Annotated in this window: 15 protein-coding genes; 10 read left to right on the top strand and 5 right to left on the bottom strand. The window is 71.2% G+C overall.

Annotated features, from left to right (window positions below):
• Positions 1 to 121 precede the first annotated feature (121 nt).
• Positions 122 to 1813, bottom strand: a complete 1692-nt coding sequence (locus ACFVZW_RS34460; protein WP_384529985.1) for a PucR family transcriptional regulator — start codon at positions 1811 to 1813, stop codon at positions 122 to 124.
• Positions 1814 to 2121: 308 nt separating this feature from the next.
• Between ACFVZW_RS34460 and ACFVZW_RS34455 the strand changes: the two genes are divergently transcribed.
• The 6 genes from ACFVZW_RS34455 (at position 2122) to ACFVZW_RS34430 (ending at position 10228) form a co-directional block, all read left to right on the top strand.
• Complete coding sequence (locus ACFVZW_RS34455; protein ID WP_384529983.1) at positions 2122 to 3012, top strand: FAD binding domain-containing protein; 891 nt, start codon at positions 2122 to 2124, stop codon at positions 3010 to 3012.
• Between the two features lie 2 nt (positions 3013 to 3014).
• On the top strand, positions 3015 to 3608 hold the full coding sequence (locus ACFVZW_RS34450) for a (2Fe-2S)-binding protein (protein ID WP_362017412.1): 594 nt from the start codon (positions 3015 to 3017) through the stop codon (positions 3606 to 3608).
• A 2-nt stretch (positions 3609 to 3610) separates the two neighbouring features.
• Positions 3611 to 6013, top strand: a complete 2403-nt coding sequence (gene pucD, locus ACFVZW_RS34445; RefSeq protein WP_384529980.1) for a xanthine dehydrogenase subunit D — start codon at positions 3611 to 3613, stop codon at positions 6011 to 6013.
• A 297-nt stretch (positions 6014 to 6310) separates the two neighbouring features.
• Complete coding sequence (locus ACFVZW_RS34440) at positions 6311 to 7777, top strand: NCS2 family permease (RefSeq protein ID WP_384529977.1); 1467 nt, start codon at positions 6311 to 6313, stop codon at positions 7775 to 7777.
• Between the two features lie 43 nt (positions 7778 to 7820).
• The gene (locus ACFVZW_RS34435) at positions 7821 to 8957 is read left to right on the top strand and encodes an XdhC family protein (protein ID WP_384529974.1); all 1137 of its coding nucleotides are present in this window, start codon (positions 7821 to 7823) and stop codon (positions 8955 to 8957) included.
• A 56-nt stretch (positions 8958 to 9013) separates the two neighbouring features.
• Positions 9014 to 10228, top strand: a complete 1215-nt coding sequence (locus ACFVZW_RS34430) for a GNAT family N-acetyltransferase (protein ID WP_384529971.1) — start codon at positions 9014 to 9016, stop codon at positions 10226 to 10228.
• 38 nt (positions 10229 to 10266) lie between these two features.
• On the opposite strand, the gene ACFVZW_RS34425 is transcribed toward ACFVZW_RS34430, so the two are convergent.
• Positions 10267 to 10875: a TetR/AcrR family transcriptional regulator gene (locus ACFVZW_RS34425; protein WP_384529968.1), complete on the bottom strand. Its 609-nt coding sequence runs from the start codon at positions 10873 to 10875 to the stop codon at positions 10267 to 10269.
• 124 nt (positions 10876 to 10999) lie between these two features.
• Here ACFVZW_RS34425 and ACFVZW_RS34420 point away from each other — a divergent pair, with 124 nt between their 5' ends.
• The 4 genes from ACFVZW_RS34420 to ACFVZW_RS34405 all read left to right on the top strand — a co-directional run bounded on the left by ACFVZW_RS34420 (position 11000) and on the right by ACFVZW_RS34405 (position 14282).
• The gene (locus ACFVZW_RS34420) at positions 11000 to 12145 is read left to right on the top strand and encodes an acyl-CoA dehydrogenase family protein (protein ID WP_384529965.1); all 1146 of its coding nucleotides are present in this window, start codon (positions 11000 to 11002) and stop codon (positions 12143 to 12145) included.
• 49 nt (positions 12146 to 12194) lie between these two features.
• Positions 12195 to 12956 (top strand): SDR family NAD(P)-dependent oxidoreductase, encoded by a 762-nt coding sequence (locus tag ACFVZW_RS34415; protein ID WP_384529962.1) that lies wholly within the window; start codon positions 12195 to 12197, stop codon positions 12954 to 12956.
• Positions 12957 to 13054: 98 nt separating this feature from the next.
• Positions 13055 to 13765: a TetR family transcriptional regulator gene (locus ACFVZW_RS34410; RefSeq protein ID WP_384529959.1), complete on the top strand. Its 711-nt coding sequence runs from the start codon at positions 13055 to 13057 to the stop codon at positions 13763 to 13765.
• A gap of 121 nt (positions 13766 to 13886) precedes the next feature.
• Positions 13887 to 14282 carry a Zn-ribbon domain-containing OB-fold protein gene (locus ACFVZW_RS34405; protein ID WP_384529956.1) on the top strand — a complete coding sequence of 132 codons (396 nt, stop codon included), beginning with the start codon at positions 13887 to 13889 and terminating at the stop codon, positions 14280 to 14282.
• Positions 14283 to 14460: 178 nt separating this feature from the next.
• On the opposite strand, the gene ACFVZW_RS34400 is transcribed toward ACFVZW_RS34405, so the two are convergent.
• The 3 genes from ACFVZW_RS34400 to ACFVZW_RS34390 form a co-directional block, all read right to left on the bottom strand.
• Positions 14461 to 15417 (bottom strand): electron transfer flavoprotein subunit alpha/FixB family protein, encoded by a 957-nt coding sequence (locus ACFVZW_RS34400; protein ID WP_384529953.1) that lies wholly within the window; start codon positions 15415 to 15417, stop codon positions 14461 to 14463.
• A gap of 33 nt (positions 15418 to 15450) precedes the next feature.
• Positions 15451 to 16236: an electron transfer flavoprotein subunit beta/FixA family protein gene (locus tag ACFVZW_RS34395; RefSeq protein ID WP_384529950.1), complete on the bottom strand. Its 786-nt coding sequence runs from the start codon at positions 16234 to 16236 to the stop codon at positions 15451 to 15453.
• Positions 16237 to 16264: 28 nt separating this feature from the next.
• Positions 16265 to 16843: acyl-CoA dehydrogenase family protein (locus ACFVZW_RS34390; protein ID WP_384529947.1), on the bottom strand; the 579-nt coding region annotated here is incomplete at its 5' end.

Raw genomic sequence — 16843 nt, 5'->3', positions numbered from 1 at the left:
GTCTACGAGGAGCTCGGCGGCTTCGACCGCATGCTCCCCCTCATGCGCGACGACGTCGATCTGTGCTGGCGCGCCCACCTCGCCGGCCACCGGGTCCCCGTCACCCCGGACCTTCCGAGCCCTACGACATCCGCAGCGCCAGGAAGAAGTCGAGCTTGTCCTCCAGACGCGACAGGTCGCGGCCGGTCAGTTGCTCGATCCGGCCCACCCGGTAGCGCAGGGTGTTCACATGCAGGTGGAGTCGGGTCGCGCAGCGGGTCCAGGAGCCGTCGCAGTCGAGGAAGGCCTCCAGCGTGGGGATCAGCTCGGCGCGGTGCCGGCGGTCGTAGTCGCGCAGCGGGTCGAGCAGCCGGGCCGTGAAGGCGCGGCGGACGTCGTCCGGGACGAACGGGAGGAGCAGGACGTGGGAGGCCAGCTCGTGGTGGCCCGCGGCGCACACACGGCCCGGGCGGGCGGCGGCGACACGGCGGGCGTGGCGGGCCTCCTCCAGGGCGCCGCGCAGGCCCTCGGCCGAGTGCACGGCCGCGCTGACGCCCAGGGTGAGGCGGCCGTCGTCGGCGAGACCGGACGACAGCGGGTCCCGTACCGCCGCGAGCAGCGCGTCGGCGTGCAGCCCGATGCTGGTGGTGCCCTCGTCCTCGCTGTCCGGCAGGGGCCCGGCGGGCAGCGGGACCAGGGCGATGGCCTCGTCGCCGTGGTGGGCGACGGCGATCCGATCGGCGGAGTCGGCGCCCACGGTCGCGGGGTCGACGAGGATCTCCTCCAGGAGCGCCTGGGCCACCGGACCGGTGTCCACGGCGCCCGTCCCGCCCTCCGTGTCCCATTCCACGCGGGCGACGACGACCTGCCAGTGCGGGGCGGTCCCCAGGCCCGGAAGCAGCACCGGGGCGGCCACCCGCAGACGGGCGGCGATCTCGGCGGGCGCGGCGCCCGTCTGGACCAGCTCCAGGACCTCCTGCGCGAGCCGGCGCCGTACGGTGCGCGCCGCGTCCCGCCGGTCCCGCTCGACGGCGATGAGCTGGGTGACGCCCTGGAGCAGGTCCAGCCGGGCCGCCGGCCAGTCGCCCGCGTCGGCCTCGACGGCGAGCAGCCAGTCGGACAGGACGGTCTCCCGTACGTCCCTGGAGGCGGGCGGGGCCCCGCGCCCGGTGTTGCGGATCGGGAAGAGAGAGTACGTGGAGCCGGCGGTGCTCAGACGGTGCGGCCCGCGCCGTCCGGTACGGGTGGCGGCCAGGTGCTCGCCGGCCAGCGTGGCCGCGAGACCGGCGTCCAGCGGCTCCCCCGCGCCCGCGATCTGGCGGCCGGTGGGGGAGAGGACCCAGGCCCGCAGGTCGAGGTCGGAGCCGAGGAGGTCGAGGACGACCTCGGGTCCGCCGCCCGCCGGACCGGAGGTCATCAGCCGCCTGTGACGATCCACGACCGCCGCCAGGTCACCGGCCCGCTCCCCGGAGACCTGTCGAACAACATGCTCGGTGATCGTCGCGAATGCAACGGACTCGTTCACCGCGAAGAGCGGCAGCCGATGGCGCAAACACGCCTGTACGAGATCGTCGGGGATGTCGCCGAGTTCCGCCTCGCCGGCGGCCAGCGCCGCCACCCCGGCGGAGGCCAGGATCCGGACGAAGGGCTCGGCGTCCTCCGGCTCCCGCAGCCAGGCGAGGCCGGTGAGGACCAGCTCCCCGCCGGACAGGTACCGGCTGGGGTCCTTCAGGTCCGTCGTCATCACGCCACGGACGGTGCGGTCCAGCTCGTCCTCACCACCGAGCAGGCGCAGCCCCAGCGCGTCGGTTTCCAGCAGTGCGCGCAGCCGCATCTCGTCGCCGCCGTTCCTTTTCGTCAGTCACTCGTCTGTCGCGTTGTCGTCGGTGGCTGGTGCCACCGTTTCCAGGGGAAAACGGCGAGGTTACTGAGCCCCGCCTTTCGTTCGAATCTACAAGACGAACCGGGACACCAGCCAACTCCTTCATGTTTTCGGTGACTGCACCCCAGCGAGCCGGGCTTGTGTACTAGGCCACACATCGCGTTAACAGCACGTGAACATGAATTCGAAGTCGAGGGCCGGTCATCCCCGGGCCCAGTAGACCGACCCCCGATCACTAGAAGCACAAGAAGAGAGCCACCATGGACTTCCTTCGCCCCGCCAGCTGGGAGGAGGCGCTCGCCGCCAAGGCAGAGCACCCCACGGCCGTGCCCATCGCGGGTGGCACCGACGTCATGGTCGAGATCAACTTCGACCACCGGCGACCCGAGTACCTCCTGGACCTGAACCGTATCGAGCTGCTCCGCGAGTGGGAGGTCGGCGAGGAGAACGTCCGCCTCGGCGCGTCCGTTGCGTACACCCAGATCATGGAGAACCTGCGGGCCGAGCTGCCGGGCCTCGCGCTGGCCTCGCACACCGTGGCCTCCCCGCAGATCCGCAATCGCGGTGGCGTCGGCGGCAATCTGGGCACGGCGTCGCCGGCCGGTGACGCACACCCCGCGCTGCTCGCGGCGGGTGCCGAGGTCGAGGTCGAGTCGGTGCGCGGCAACCGGTTCATCCCGATCGACGAGTTCTACACGGGCGTGAAGCGCAACGCGCTGCAGCCCGACGAGCTCATCAAGACCGTCCACATCAAGAAGGCGGACGGTCCCCAGCAGTACTCCAAGGTCGGCACCCGCAACGCGATGGTCATCGCGGTCTGCGCCTTCGGCCTGGCGCTCCACCCGGAGACCCGCACGGTCCGCACCGGCATCGGTTCGGCCGCGCCGACCCCGATCCGCGCCAAGGAGGCCGAGGCCTTCCTGAACGCGGCTCTGGAGGAGGGCGGTTTCTGGGAGAGCGGCAAGATCATCACCCCGTCGATCGCCAAGCAGTTCGCGGACCTGTGCTCGGGTGCCGCGAACCCGATCGACGACGTCCGTGGCACCGCCAAGTACCGCCGCCACGCCGTCGGCATCATGGCCCGCCGTCAGCTCGGCTGGACCTGGGAGCAGTACCGCGGCACCGGCCGCTCGCTTGAGGGAGCTGCATAACCATGCGCGTCAATTTCACGGTCAACGGTCGTCCGCAGGAAGCCGACGACGTCTGGGAGGGCGAGTCCCTTCTCTACGTTCTGCGTGAGCGGATGGGGCTTCCCGGCTCCAAGAACGCCTGCGAGCAGGGCGAGTGCGGTTCCTGCACCGTGCGTCTGGACGGCGTGCCGGTCTGTTCCTGCCTCGTGGCCGCCGGTCAGGTCGAGGGCCGCGAGGTCGTCACCGTCGAGGGGCTCGCGGACTACTCGCAGCACCGCGAGGACGCCCACCCGGGCGGTGCCTGTGGCACCGGCGGCTGCGGCACCAGCCTCGACTCGGCGAAGAAGTGGCAGGCCAAGCCGGCCGACTCGCAGACCGGTGAGGGTGTCGAACTCTCGCCGATCCAGCAGGCGTTCATCGACGCCGGCGCCGTCCAGTGCGGCTTCTGCACCCCGGGTCTGCTGATCGCCGCCGACGAGCTCCTGGAGCGCCAGAGCGACCCGTCCGACCAGGACATCCGTGAGGCCCTCTCCGGCAACCTCTGCCGCTGCACGGGCTACGAGAAGATCCTCGACGCGGTCCGCCTGGCGGCCGCCCGTCAGGGAGAGGCGGTCTGACCATGGCGCAGAACACGCGCACCGTTCCGGCGGGCACGCCGACGAACGTCACCCAGAACCACACCAAGGGCGGCATCGGCGAGTCCACGCTCCGCCCGGACGGCACCCTCAAGGTCACCGGTGAGTTCGCGTACTCCTCGGACATGTGGCACGAGGACATGCTCTGGGGCCAGACGCTCCGCTCGACCGTCGCGCACGCCGAGATCGTCTCCATCGACATCTCCGAGGCGCTCGCCATGTCCGGTGTGTACGCCGTCCTCACGTACGACGACCTGCCGGCCGAGATGAAGAACTACGGCCTGGAGATCCAGGACACCCCCGTCCTGGCCCACGGCCGGGTACGCCACCACGGCGAGCCGGTGGCCCTGATCGCCGCCGACCACCCGGAGACCGCGCGCCGCGCGGCCGCCAAGGTCAAGATCGAGTACAGGGAACTGCCGGTCGTCACCGACGAGGCCTCCGCCCTCGCCCCCGACGCGCCGCTGATCCATGAGGGCCGCGACGACCACCACATCGGTCACGTCCCGCACCCGAACATCGTGCACCGCCAGCCGATCATCCGCGGCAACGTGGAGGAGGCCCGCAAGCGGGCCGACGTGATCGTCGAGGGCGAGTACACCTTCGGCATGCAGGACCAGGCCTTCCTCGGCCCGGAGTCCGGTCTCGCCGTGCCCTGCGAGGACGGTGGTGTCGACCTGTACGTCGCCACCCAGTGGCTGCACTCCGACCTCAAGCAGATCGCTCCGGTCCTCGGCCTGCCCGAGGAGAAGGTCCGCATGACGCTCTCCGGCGTCGGCGGTGCCTTCGGCGGCCGCGAGGACCTGTCGATGCAGATCCACGCCTGCCTCCTGGCACTCCGCACCGGCAAGCCGGTCAAGATCGTCTACAACCGCTTCGAGTCCTTCTTCGGCCACGTGCACCGCCACCCGGCGAAGCTCTGGTACGAGCACGGCGCCACCAAGGACGGCAAGCTCACGCACCTCAAGGCCCGGATCGTGCTCGACGGCGGCGCCTACGCATCGGCCTCCCCGGCCGTCGTCGGCAACGCCTCCTCGCTCGGCGCCGGCCCCTACGTGGTCGACGACGTCGAGATCGAGGCGGTCGCGCTCTACACGAACAACCCGCCCTGTGGCGCGATGCGCGGCTTCGGCGCGGTCCAGGCGTGCTTCGCGTACGAGGCGCAGATGGACAAGCTGGCGGCGAAGCTGGGCATGGACCCGGTGGAGCTGCGCCAGATCAACGCCATGGAGCAGGGCACGATCATGCCGACCGGCCAGGTCGTGGACTCGCCGGCCCCGGTCGCCGAGCTGCTGCGCCGGGTCAAGGCCCGCCCGCTGCCGCCCGAGCAGCAGTGGCTCGCGGCCGGCGAGGACGCGGACGTCCGCGCCCTTCCGGGCGGTCTGTCGAACACCACCCACGGCGAGGGCGTCGTCCGCGGTGTCGGCTACGCCGTCGGCATCAAGAACGTCGGCTTCTCCGAGGGCTTCGACGACTACTCCACCGCCCGCGTGCGGCTTGAGGTCATCAACGGCGAGCCCGTCGCGATGGTCCACACGGCCATGGCGGAGGTCGGCCAGGGCGGTGTCACCGTCCACGCGCAGATCGCCCGCACGGAGCTGGGTGTCACCCAGGTGACCATCCACCCGGCCGACACCCAGGTCGGCTCCGCCGGTTCGACGTCCGCCTCCCGGCAGACGTACATGACCGGTGGCGCGGTGAAGAACACCTGCGAGAAGGTGCGCGAGGCCGTCCTGGAGATCGGCCGCCGCAAGTTCGGCTCGTACCACCCTGCGTGGGCCACCGCCGAGCTGCTGCTGGAGAGCGGCAAGGTCGTCACCGACGGCGGCGAGGTCCTCGCGGACCTGGCGGACGTGCTCGAGGGCGAGGCCATCGACCAGGAGCACGAGTTCCGGCACCGCCCGACCGTCGCGTTCGACCTGGTCACCGGCCAGGGCGACGGCCACGTCCAGTACACCTTCGCCGCGCACCGCGCGGTGGTGGAGGTGGACACCGAGCTCGGCCTGGTGAAGGTCATCGAGCTCGCGACCGCCCAGGACGTCGGCAAGGCGCTCAACATGCTCTCCGTCGTCGGCCAGATCCAGGGCGGCACCACGCAGGGCCTGGGCGTCGCGGTGATGGAAGAGATCATCGTGGACCCGAAGACCGCGAAGGTGCGCAACCCCTCCTTCACGGACTACCTGATCCCGACGATCCTCGACACGCCGACCATCCCGGTCGACGTACTCGAACTGGCCGACCCCAACGCGCCGTACGGCCTGCGGGGACTCGGCGAGGCCCCGACCCTGTCGTCCACCCCGGCCGTCCTCGCGGCGATCCGGAACGCGACGGGCCTGGAGCTCAACAAGACGCCGGTCCGCCCCGAGGCGCTCACCGGCACCCTGTAGGACTCTCCGGGCGGTGTGTGCCTCCCAGGAACGTCACACTTCCCGCCCGCACCGCCCGGAGCGACCCCCGGTATCACCGCTCAGCGATACCACTGGCAGCACCAGCGTCACCGAGTAACACCAGCACCACCAGCACCATCGAGCAGTACCGAGTAGCACCAGATTGACCTGATTCATCCAAGTTCGTCTCGGGCCGTCCCCCGGGTCGTGCAGCCAACGCACCATCCCAAATCCCGCGGCTTTTCTGACTTCCCCAGTCTTATGCGGGTGCCCCTTTGAACCTTGGGAGTAGGCCCCATGACCCAGTCGTCAGTGGAGCCCAAGACCGCCTCGGAGGACGCGGGCTCCGGCTCGAACGTCCCCGCCGGCCGCTCTTGGCTCGACCGGTACTTTCACATCTCGGAGAGAGGATCCACCGTCGCGACGGAGATCCGCGGCGGCGTCACCACCTTCATGGCGATGGCGTACATTCTCCTGCTCAACCCCCTGATCCTCGGCGGCAAGGATGTGGACGGCAACGTCCTCAGCCAGCCCGCACTCATCACCGCGACCGCCCTCGCCGCCGCCGCGACCACCCTGCTGATGGGCTTCTGGGGCAAGGTCCCGCTCGCCCTGGCAGCCGGTCTGAGCGTCTCCGGCGTCCTGTCCTCGCAGGTCATCTCCGTCATGACCTGGCCGCAGGCCATGGCCATGTGTGTGGCCTACGGTGCGGTGATCTGTCTCCTGGTGGTGACCGGTCTCCGCGAGATGATCATGAACGCGATCCCGCTGGCGATCAAGCACGCGATCACCATCGGCATCGGTCTCTTCATCGCGCTGATCGGCTTCGTCAAGGCCGGCTTCGTCCACGAGAACCCCTCGCCCGGCGGCGGCCCCGTGGTCCTCGGCCCGGCCGGTGAGCTGGCCGGCTGGCCGGTCCTGATCTTCGCCTTCACCCTGCTGCTGATCTTCGCGCTCCAGGCCCGCAACGTGCCCGGCGCCATCCTGATCGGCATCGTGGCGGGCACGGTCATCGCCGCCATCGTCAACGCCGTCGGCGACCTGCCGGCCAAGTCCTGGTTCTCCGGCCCGCCGGAGCTCAACGGCAGCGCCGTCTCCACGCCGGACTTCTCGCTCATCGGCGAAGTGTCCTTCAGCGGCTGGGGCGACGTCGGCTACATCACGATCACCATGATCATCTTCACCCTGGTGCTCGCCGGCTTCTTCGACGCCATGGCCACGATCATCGGTGTCGGCTCCGAGGCCAAGCTCGCCGACTCGCAGGGCCGTATGCCCGGCCTCTCCAAGGCGCTGTTCATCGACGGTGCCGGTGGTGTCATCGGCGGCGGCGTCGGCGGCTCCGGCCAGACGGTCTTCGTCGAATCGGCGACCGGCGTCGGCGAGGGTGCCCGTACGGGTCTGTCCTCCGTCGTCACGGGCGCGTTCTTCGCCGCCTGCCTCTTCTTCACCCCGATCACCGCGATCGTGCCTGCCGAGGTCGCCTCCGCGGCCCTGGTCGTCATCGGCGCGATGATGATGCAGAACGCCAAGCACGTCGACTGGAGCGACCGCTCCGTCGCGATCCCGGTGTTCCTCACCGTGGTCCTGATGCCGTTCACCTACACCATCACCACGGGTGTCGCGGCCGGTGTCATCTCCTACGCCGTCATCAAGACGGCGCAGGGCAAGGCACGCGAAGTGGGCGCCTTCATGTGGGGCCTGACCGCGATCTTCATCGTGTTCTTCGCGATCCATCCGATCGAGAGCTGGCTGGGCGTCGGCTGACGCCCGTAACGTCGCCCTCCACACACGTATCGAGGAGTTCGAGATGCTGGACATCGCCGAAGAGCTGCACCGGTGGGTCGGGCAGGGACGCGAGTTCGCCGTCGCCACCGTCGTGGCGGTCGGCGGGAGCGCACCCCGGCAGCCGGGCGCCGCGCTCGCCGTCGACAGCGACGGTACGGCGATCGGCTCGGTGTCCGGCGGATGTGTGGAGGGCGCGGTCTACGACCTGTGCCGACAGGCCCTCGAAGACGGCCAGACCGTCGTCGAGCGCTTCGGATACAGCGACGAGGACGCCTTCGCCGTGGGTCTGACCTGCGGCGGAGTCATCGACATCCTCGTCACCCCGGTCCGCGGCGGGGTCTTCCCCGCCGCTCTGGCCGCCGCGGTCTCGGGCGAGGCGGCGGCCCTCGCCAGGATCGTCGAGGGCCCCGCCGACCTGATGGGCCGGGCGCTCCTGGTCCACCCCGACGGTACGTACGAGGGCGGCCTCGGCGGCCACCCCGAGCTGGACCGCACCGCGGCCGGCGAAGCCGTGGCGATGCTCGACGCCGGCCGCACCGGCACCGTCGAGATCGGCGCGGACGGCAGCCGCTGCGGACAGCCGCTCACCCTCCTCGTCGAGTCCTCCGTCCCGGCCCCCCGCATGATCGTCTTCGGCGCCATAGACTTCGCCTCCGCCCTCGTCCGGGTCGGCAAGTTCCTCGGCTACCACGTCACCGTCTGCGACGCCCGGCCCGTCTTCGCGACGCCGGCGCGATTCCCGGAGGCCGACGAGATCATCGTCGACTGGCCGCACCGCTATCTCGAGTCGACCGAGGTCGACGGGCGGACCGTGCTGTGCGTGCTGACGCACGACGCCAAGTTCGACGTCCCGCTCCTCGAAGCGGCCCTGAAGCTTCCCGTCGCCTACGTCGGCGCGATGGGCTCCCGCCGCACCCACGAGGACCGCAACAAGCGCCTGCGCGACGTCGGTGTCACCGAGCTCGAACTGGCCCGTCTGCGCTCCCCGATAGGGCTCGACCTCGGCGCCCGCACCCCGGAGGAGACGGCCCTGTCCATCGCCGCCGAGATCGTCGCCAACCGCCGTGGCGGCTCCGGCACCTCCCTGACCGGCGCCCACACCCCGATCCACCACGACGGACCGCGCGCACCCGATGGCCGGATAGGGTCCGTCGCCTGACCGGGGGCGCGCCCGCCCTTGGAGTACCGGCCCGGTCGACGGTTAGGGTCCGGATCATGGACATTCGTGACGTACCCGAAGCGCATCTCGACCGCGCCCTCGATCTCGCGTACCTCGTCTTCCACGAGCGTCCCGAGGAGGAGCAGCGCAAGCACCACCGCGAGCTGCTCCTCCCGTGCGAGCGGATCGGGGCGTACGACGGCGAGACCCTCGTCGGCTTCGTCGCCGCGCACCGCTTCACCCTCTCCGTGCCCGGCGGCGAACTGCCCTGCCCCGGACTCACCTACGTCTCCGTCGCCCCCACGCACCGGCGCCGCGGGGTGCTCTCCGCGCTGCTCGCCGAGCTCTTCCGCCGCTCCGCCGAGCGCGCCGAGCCGATCGCCGCGCTCTGGGCCTCCGAGGACGCCATCTACGGCCGGTTCGGCTTCGGACCCGCCACCCAGGGCGTCACCGTCGAGATCGACTCGCGGCGCCCGCTCGCCCTGCGGATCGACCCCGACGAACGCCCGCTGCGTCTGATCGAACCGGCCGACGCGCCGGCCGCCGTCGGGCCCTACTTCGAGGCCACGCGCGCTCTGCGGGCCGGCCGGATCGCGCGGGACGAGGAACGCTGGAGCGGGGAGTGGCTCGCCGACCAGGACGAGGAGGACGACGAGCTCTCGCCGCCCCGGATCGTCGCCCTCGGCGACCCCCTCGCCGGATACGCCGTCTACCGCACCAAGGGCGAGAACGAGGAGGCACACACCCCCGGCCTGGTGCGGGTCGACGAGCTGGAGGCCGACACCCCGGCCGCCGCGGCCGCGCTCTGGCGCTACCTTGCCTCGATCGACCTGACCGGCGCCGTCCGCGCCTGGGGCAGGCCGCTCGACGACCCGCTGCTGCTCTTCGCCGGGGACCGCGACCAGGTGCGCGTGACGGGGCAGTTCCCCGCGCTGTGGGTGCGACTCGTCGACGTCCGCGCGGCGCTGACGGCCCGCTCCTGGGCCGCCCCGGTGGATGTGGTCCTGGAGGTGCACGACAGCCGCCTCCCCGCCAACTCCGGCCGCTTCCGGCTGACGGCCGCCCCGGAAGGGGCACGGTACGAGCCGACCGGCGACCCGGCCGAGCTCTCCATCGGCGTACGGGACCTGGGCGCCTGCTATCTCGGCGGTACGCGGGTCACGGACCTGGTCGCCGCCGGCCTGGTCGAGGAGCACGTTCCGGGCGCGGCCGCCACGCTCGACACGGCGCTGCGGACGGCCCGACTGCCGCACACCGGCGACGAGTTCTAGCCCGGGCACCGATCGGCCGACCGCGCCGGGGGCGGTTCTCAGTTCTTGCGCAGGCCGTTCAGGAGCAGCTCGGCCAGCTGTCCGTACGCCTCCGCGTCCGCCAGCCCGGTCGCCGCGGCGACCTGCCGCCGCTGGATGCGGACCATGACCGAGGCGATGACATCGGCCGCGAAGGTCACGTGCACCTCGCGGAACGCGCCCGCGCGCACGCCCTCCTCGATCAGCTGCTGCACCCGGCCCGCCGCCGCGCGGGTGTTGCGCTCGTAGACCTCGGCGGCGGGTTCGAAGGCGGCCACGTCGTCGAAGAACCGGGGGGAGACCGGGGCCAGTTCCGCCGCGACCGCCCGCAGATACGCGGCCAGGCGCTCCGCGGGCTCCTGCTCCGCGGCGAGCACGGCCTCGACCCGGGTGGTCGCCCGCCGGAAGAAGTGGACCACGGCCGCCCGGACGAGCTGCTCCTTGCTGTCCGCCAGGCCGTAGAGCGTGCGCTTGGAGCAGCGCAGCCGGGCCGCCAGATCGTCCAGGGTCAGCTGGGCGAAGCCTTCGCCGACCAGGAGGGCCACCAGCTCCTCGAACAGCGCGGAGCGACGGGCCGCACCGCGGCCCGTCAGCTTGGGGGCGGCGCCGGCGGCTGAGGTCTCGATCACCCGAACAGTATGCAGGCCGCCCCGTTCGGGGGGTTACGGCGGAACCCTTCTGCGCTACTCTCAACGGTACTGCCGTACCGCCCGCAGTACCGTTACAGCGGTGCTGAGTGTCACTGGAGTCGCCATGGATGTCGACCGCCTGCTTCCCACCCCCGAGGCAGCGGACCTCATCGCCCTCACGCGGGAGATCGCCGACAAGGAGCTCTCCCCCCGCGTGGACGAGCACGAGGCCGCCGAGACGTACCCGGAAGGTCTGTTCACCACCCTGGGCGACGCCGGGCTGCTCGGCCTCGCGTACCCCGAGGAGTTCGGCGGCGGAGGCCAGCCGTACGAGGTGTACCTCCAGGTCCTGGAGGAGCTTGCGGCCCGCTGGGCGGCCGTCGCCGTCGCCACCAGCGTCCACACGCTCGCCTGCCATCCGCTGCACACCTTCGGCACCGCGGAGCAGAAGGAGCGCTGGCTGCCCGCGATGCTCGCCGGCGAGACCATCGGCGGCTACAGCCTCTCCGAGCCGCAGGCCGGCTCCGACGCGGCCGCCCTCTCCTGCAAGGCCGAGCGCACCGACGACGGCACCGCGTACCGCGTCACCGGCAACAAGGCATGGATCACCCACGGCGGCAGGGCCGGCTTCTACGCCCTCTTCGCCCGCACCGCGCCGGGCAGCCACGGCATCTCCTGCTTCCTCGCCCCCGGCGAGACCGAGGGCCTCAGCTTCGGCAAGCCCGAGCGGAAGATGGGCCTCCAGGCCGTCCCCACCACCTCGGCCCACTGGGACGGCGCCCTCCTGGACGCCGACCGGCTCATCGGCGACGAGGGGCAGGGCCTCCAGATCGCGTTCAGCGCGCTCGACTCGGGCCGGCTCGGGATCGCCGCCTGCGCCACGGGCCTCGCCCAGGCCGCCCTCGAGGCCGCCGTCGCATACGCCAACGAGCGCACCACCTTCGGCCGGAAGATCATCGACCACCAGGGCCTCGGCTTCCTGCTCGCCGACATGGCCGCCGCCGTCGACTCCGCCCGCGCCACCTACCTCGACGCGGCCCGCCGCCGCGACCTCGGCCGCCCCTTCAGCCGCCAGGCAAGCGCCGCCAAGCTGATCGCGACCGACGCCGCCATGAAGGTGACCACGGACGCCGTCCAGGTCCTCGGCGGGTATGGCTACACCCGCGATTTCCCGGCGGAGCGCTACATGCGCGAGGCCAAGATCATGCAGATCTTCGAAGGAACGAACCAGATCCAGCGGCTGGTCATCAGCCGCCAGCTCGTCCGCTGACCCTTCCCGACCTGCCCGACGCCACGACTCATTTCGTACGAGGAGTTCCATGGACATCGCCGGCTCCGCCGCGCTCGTCACCGGCGCCGCATCCGGCCTGGGCGCCGCCACCGCCGCCGCCCTGGCCGCCCGCGGCGCCACCGTCTACGGCCTGGACCTGGACAAGGCCGTCGCCGCCGCGGGACCCCGGCCCGACGGCGTCACGCTGCTCGCCGCCGACGTCACCGAGGAGGGCCCCGTCCGCGAGGCCCTCGCCCGGATCGAGGCCGACGGCGCCGAGCTGCGGCTCGCCGTCAACTGCGCGGGCATCGCCCCCTCCGCCCGCATCCTGGGCCGCAAGGGCCCGCACGACCTGGATCTGTTCCGGACGGTCCTGAACGTCAACCTGCTGGGGACGTTCAATGTGATGCGGCTGGCCGCCGAGGCCATCGCCCACCAGGAGCCGGACGAGAACGGCCAGCGCGGTCTCGTCGTCAACACCGCCTCGATCGCCGCCTTCGAGGGCCAGGTCGGCCAGATCGCGTACGCCGCCTCCAAGGCCGGCGTCGCCGGTATGACCGTCACCGCCGCCCGCGACCTCGCCCAGTTCGGCATTCGGGTCGTCACCATCGCCCCCGGGATCGTCGACACCCCGATGATGGCCGGATTCAGCGAGGAGATCCGGGCCGGGCTCGGCGCGAGCGTCACCTTCCCGCAGCGTCTCGCCCGCCCCGAGGAGTACGCCAGGCTCGTCACGATGGTCGCCGAGCACGATTACCTCAACGGCGAGACGATCCGGATGGACGGCGCCCTGCGCATGGCGGCCCGCTGACACGTCGCACCCCCCCGGACCTGCGAGATAGCACTAGGTGCCAGCTGAGGCTGGCACCAAGTGCCGCGTTTCCGTCCGCCGGATGTTAGGTTCGGGCCATGGGAACTGCGTCGACGAACACCGCCAAGCCCGCGATGCGGGACTCCCTCATCGCGGCGGCCTTCCAGCTCTTCCTGGAGCGGGGGTACGAGCAGACCACCGTCGACGACATCGTCACCCTCGCCGGGGTCGGCCGGCGGTCCTTCTTCCGGTACTTCCCGTCGAAGGAGGACGTGGTCTTCCCCGACCACGAGCAGAGCCTCGCCGACATGACCGAGTTCCTCGCGGCGAGCGCGGACACCGACGACCCGCTGGTCAGGATCTGCGACGCCACCCGCCTCGTCATGCGGATGTACGCCGAGAACCCGACCTTCTCCGTCCAGCGCTACCGCCTCACCCGCGAGGTGACGGGCCTGCGGACGTACGAGCTTTCGGTCGTCTGGCGGTACGAGAAGACGCTCGGCGACTACCTCCGCACCCGCTGGGCCGACCGCCGCGACGGCACCCTGCGGGCCAACGTGGTCGCCGCCTCCGTGGTCGCCGCCCACAACCACGCCCTGCGCCACTGGCTGCGCTCGGGCGGCGAGGGCGACCCGCTGGCCGAGGTGGACCAGGCCCTGGAGTTCGTCCGCGACACCTGGAGCGGGGGCGGCGAGGGCGGTGGCGTCCAGGGCGAGGAGACCGAGGACGTCGTCGTGGTGATCACCAAGCGGTCCACGCCGATGTGGCGCGTGGTGCGCGAGGTGGAGTCGAGCCTCGGCGAGAGCTAAGAGGCGCCTTAGGGATCTCAGTATCTTCGATTGAGGGAACTGAGGTCTTTATTTGATGGCACTCAGTGCCATATCTTGGCTCCATGCACGGTTGAGCCGCCGAGTGCAAGGAGAACGCATCGTGTTCCACACCGGATCCACGGGACTGAGGACCGGGAGCGCCGCCGTCCGGACCGAGGAATCGGCCGCAGACGCCGAGCTCTACTACCAGCTCTGCCGCTGGTGCCAGACCACCACCTTCCAGCGCCTGCTCTGTCCGACCTGCGGGTCGACCGACCTCGCGCCCGAACGCAGCGAGGGCGAGGGCGTGATCACCGTCCGCCGCGGGTTCACCGCCGCCGACGCCGACCTCTGGCCGGTGCACATGGCCGAGGGCTTCGTGGTCCGCTGCCGGGTCGACGGGCCGCTGCACGCGGTGCGCCCCGGAGTCCGGGTGAGGCTCTCCGCCCGCTCCGCGGTGGCGGGGCAGCCGGTCGTCCGGCTCTGCGAGGAGGTCCCGCTCGACGGCTGGATCTGAGCGGACGGATGGGACCGGCCCGACCGGATCCGAGCCGGAACACGACGAGATCGTCCCGACCGGATCCGAGCCGGAACACGACGAGATCGTCCCGACCGGATCCGAGTCGGACACGACGAAAGCGGCCCGATGGCACAGAGTGCCACCGGGCCGCTTCCTTTCGGCGGGGGAACGATCCCTACCGCGCGCCGATCTCGTCCGTCAGCTGCGGCAGGACCTCGAAGAGGTCGCCGACGACGCCGTAGTCGACGAGGTCGAAGATCGGGGCCTCGGCGTCCTTGTTGACGGCCACGATGGTCTTCGACGTCTGCATACCGGCCCGGTGCTGGATCGCACCGGAGATGCCCGCCGCGATGTACAGCTGCGGCGAGACCTGCTTGCCGGTCTGGCCGACCTGGTTGGAGTGCGGGTACCAGCCGGCGTCCACCGCGGCGCGCGAGGCGCCGACGGCCGCGCCGAGGGAGTCGGCGAGCTTCTCGACGACCTCGAAGCCCTCGGCCGCGCCGACACCACGGCCGCCGGAGACCACGATCGCGGACTCGGTCAGCTCGGGACGGCCGGTGGAGACGCGCGGGGTGCGCGAGACGACCTTGGCCGCGTTGCCCGTGAAGGCGACGGTGACGTTCTCGACCGTGCCGGCGGCCGGGGCGGCCTCCGGCGCGGCGGAGTTGGGCTTGACCGTGATGACCGGGACGCCGTGCGACACGGCCGACTTCACCTGGTACGAGGCGGCGAAGACGGACTGGGTCGCGACGGGGCCGTTGTCGCCGGCCTCCAGCTCCACGGCGTCGGTGATCAGACCGGAGCCGAGGCGCAGCGCGACGCGGGCGGCGACCTCCTTGCCCTCGCCGGAGGAGGTCACGAGGACGGCGGCGACGCCCTTGTCCTTCGCGATCTGGGTGAGCGCGTCGACCTTCGGCACGACGAGCTGCTCGGCGAACTCGGCGCCGTCCGCGACGTACACGGTGGCGGCGCCGTACTCGCCCGCGGTCGCGGCGATCGACGCCGCGGCCTCGCCGGCGCCGAGCACGACGGCCGTCGGCTCGCCGATCCGGCGGGCCAGGGTGAGCAGTTCGAGCGCCGGCTTGCGGACCGCACCGTCGGCGTGGTCCACGAGAACCAGGATCTCAGCCATGATTCCTTGCTCCTGAACGATAGTGACGGTGGGTCAGATGAACTTCTGGGCGGACAGGAACGCGGCGAGCTGCTTGCCGCCGTCGCCCTCGTCGGTGACGATCGTGCCCGCGGTACGGGCGGGGCGGGCCGCGACCGACTCGACCAGGGTCCAGGACCCGGCCAGACCGACCTCGTCGGCGTCGATGTCGAGGTCGTCCAGGTCCAGCTCCTCGACCGGCTTCTTCTTGGCGGCCATGATCCCCTTGAAGGAGGGGTAACGGGCCTCGCCGGACTGGTCGGTGACCGAGACGACGGCCGGCAGCGGGGCCTCGAGCAGCTCGGTGGCGGCGTCGCCGTCCCGGCGGCCCTTCACGAGGCCGTCCTCCACGGAGACCTCGGAGAGCAGGGTGACCTGCGGGAGGTCCAGCCGCTCGGCCAGCAGCGCCGGCAGCACGCCCATCGTGCCGTCGGTCGACGCCATGCCGCAGATGACCAGGTCGAAACCGGTCTTCTCCAGTGCCTTGGCGACGATCGCGGAGGTGCCGAAGACGTCGGAGCCGTGGATGTCGTCGTCGTTGACGTGGACAGCCTTGTCGGCGCCCATCGACAGCGCCTTGCGCAGCGCGTCCTTGGCGTCGTCCGGGCCGACCGTGATGACGGTGACCTCGGCGTCGTCGGACTCCTCCGAGATGCGCAGCGCCTGCTCGACCGCGTACTCGTCCAGCTCCGACAGCAGGCCGTCGACCTCGTCGCGGTCGACCGTCAGGTCGTCGGCGAAACCACGGTCGCCGGTCGCGTCGGGTACGTACTTCACACAGACAGCGATCCTCAGGGTCACGGCCTGGCTCCTTTCAAGTGACAGACGATTACGGGAGGTTGCGGGCCATGACGATGCGCTGGACCTGGTTGGTGCCTTCGTAGATCTGGGTGATCTTGGCGTCGCGCATCATGCGCTCGACGGGGTAGTCGCGGGTGTAGCCGTAGCCGCCGAGGAGCTGGACGGCGTCGGTGGTGACCTCCATGGCGACGTCGGAGGCGAAGCACTTGGCGGCGGCGCCGAAGAAGGTGAGGTCGCCGTCGACACGCTCGGACTTGGCGGCGGCGGCGTAGGTGAGCTGGCGGGCGGCTTCGAGCTTCATGGCCATGTCGGCGAGCATGAACTGCACGCCCTGGAAGTCGGCGATCGGCTTGCCGAACTGCTTGCGCTCCGTGACGTAGCCCTTGGCGTAGTCGAGGGCGCCCTGGGCGATGCCGATGGCCTGGGCGGCGATGGTGATCCGGGTGTGGTCCAGGGTCTTCATCGCGGTGGCGAAGCCGGTGCCCTCGGCGCCGATCATCCGGTCGGCCGGAATGCGGACGTTGTCGAGGTAGACCTCGCGGGTCGGGGAGCCCTTGATGCCGAGCTTCTTCTCCGGCGCGCCGAAGGAGACGCCCTCGTCGGACTT

This window comes from Streptomyces sp. NPDC059567 (genome assembly GCF_042735655.1).
Taxonomy (GTDB): Bacteria; Actinomycetota; Actinomycetes; order Streptomycetales; family Streptomycetaceae; genus Streptomyces.
This window is presented reverse-complemented; position numbering and strand designations above follow the sequence as displayed.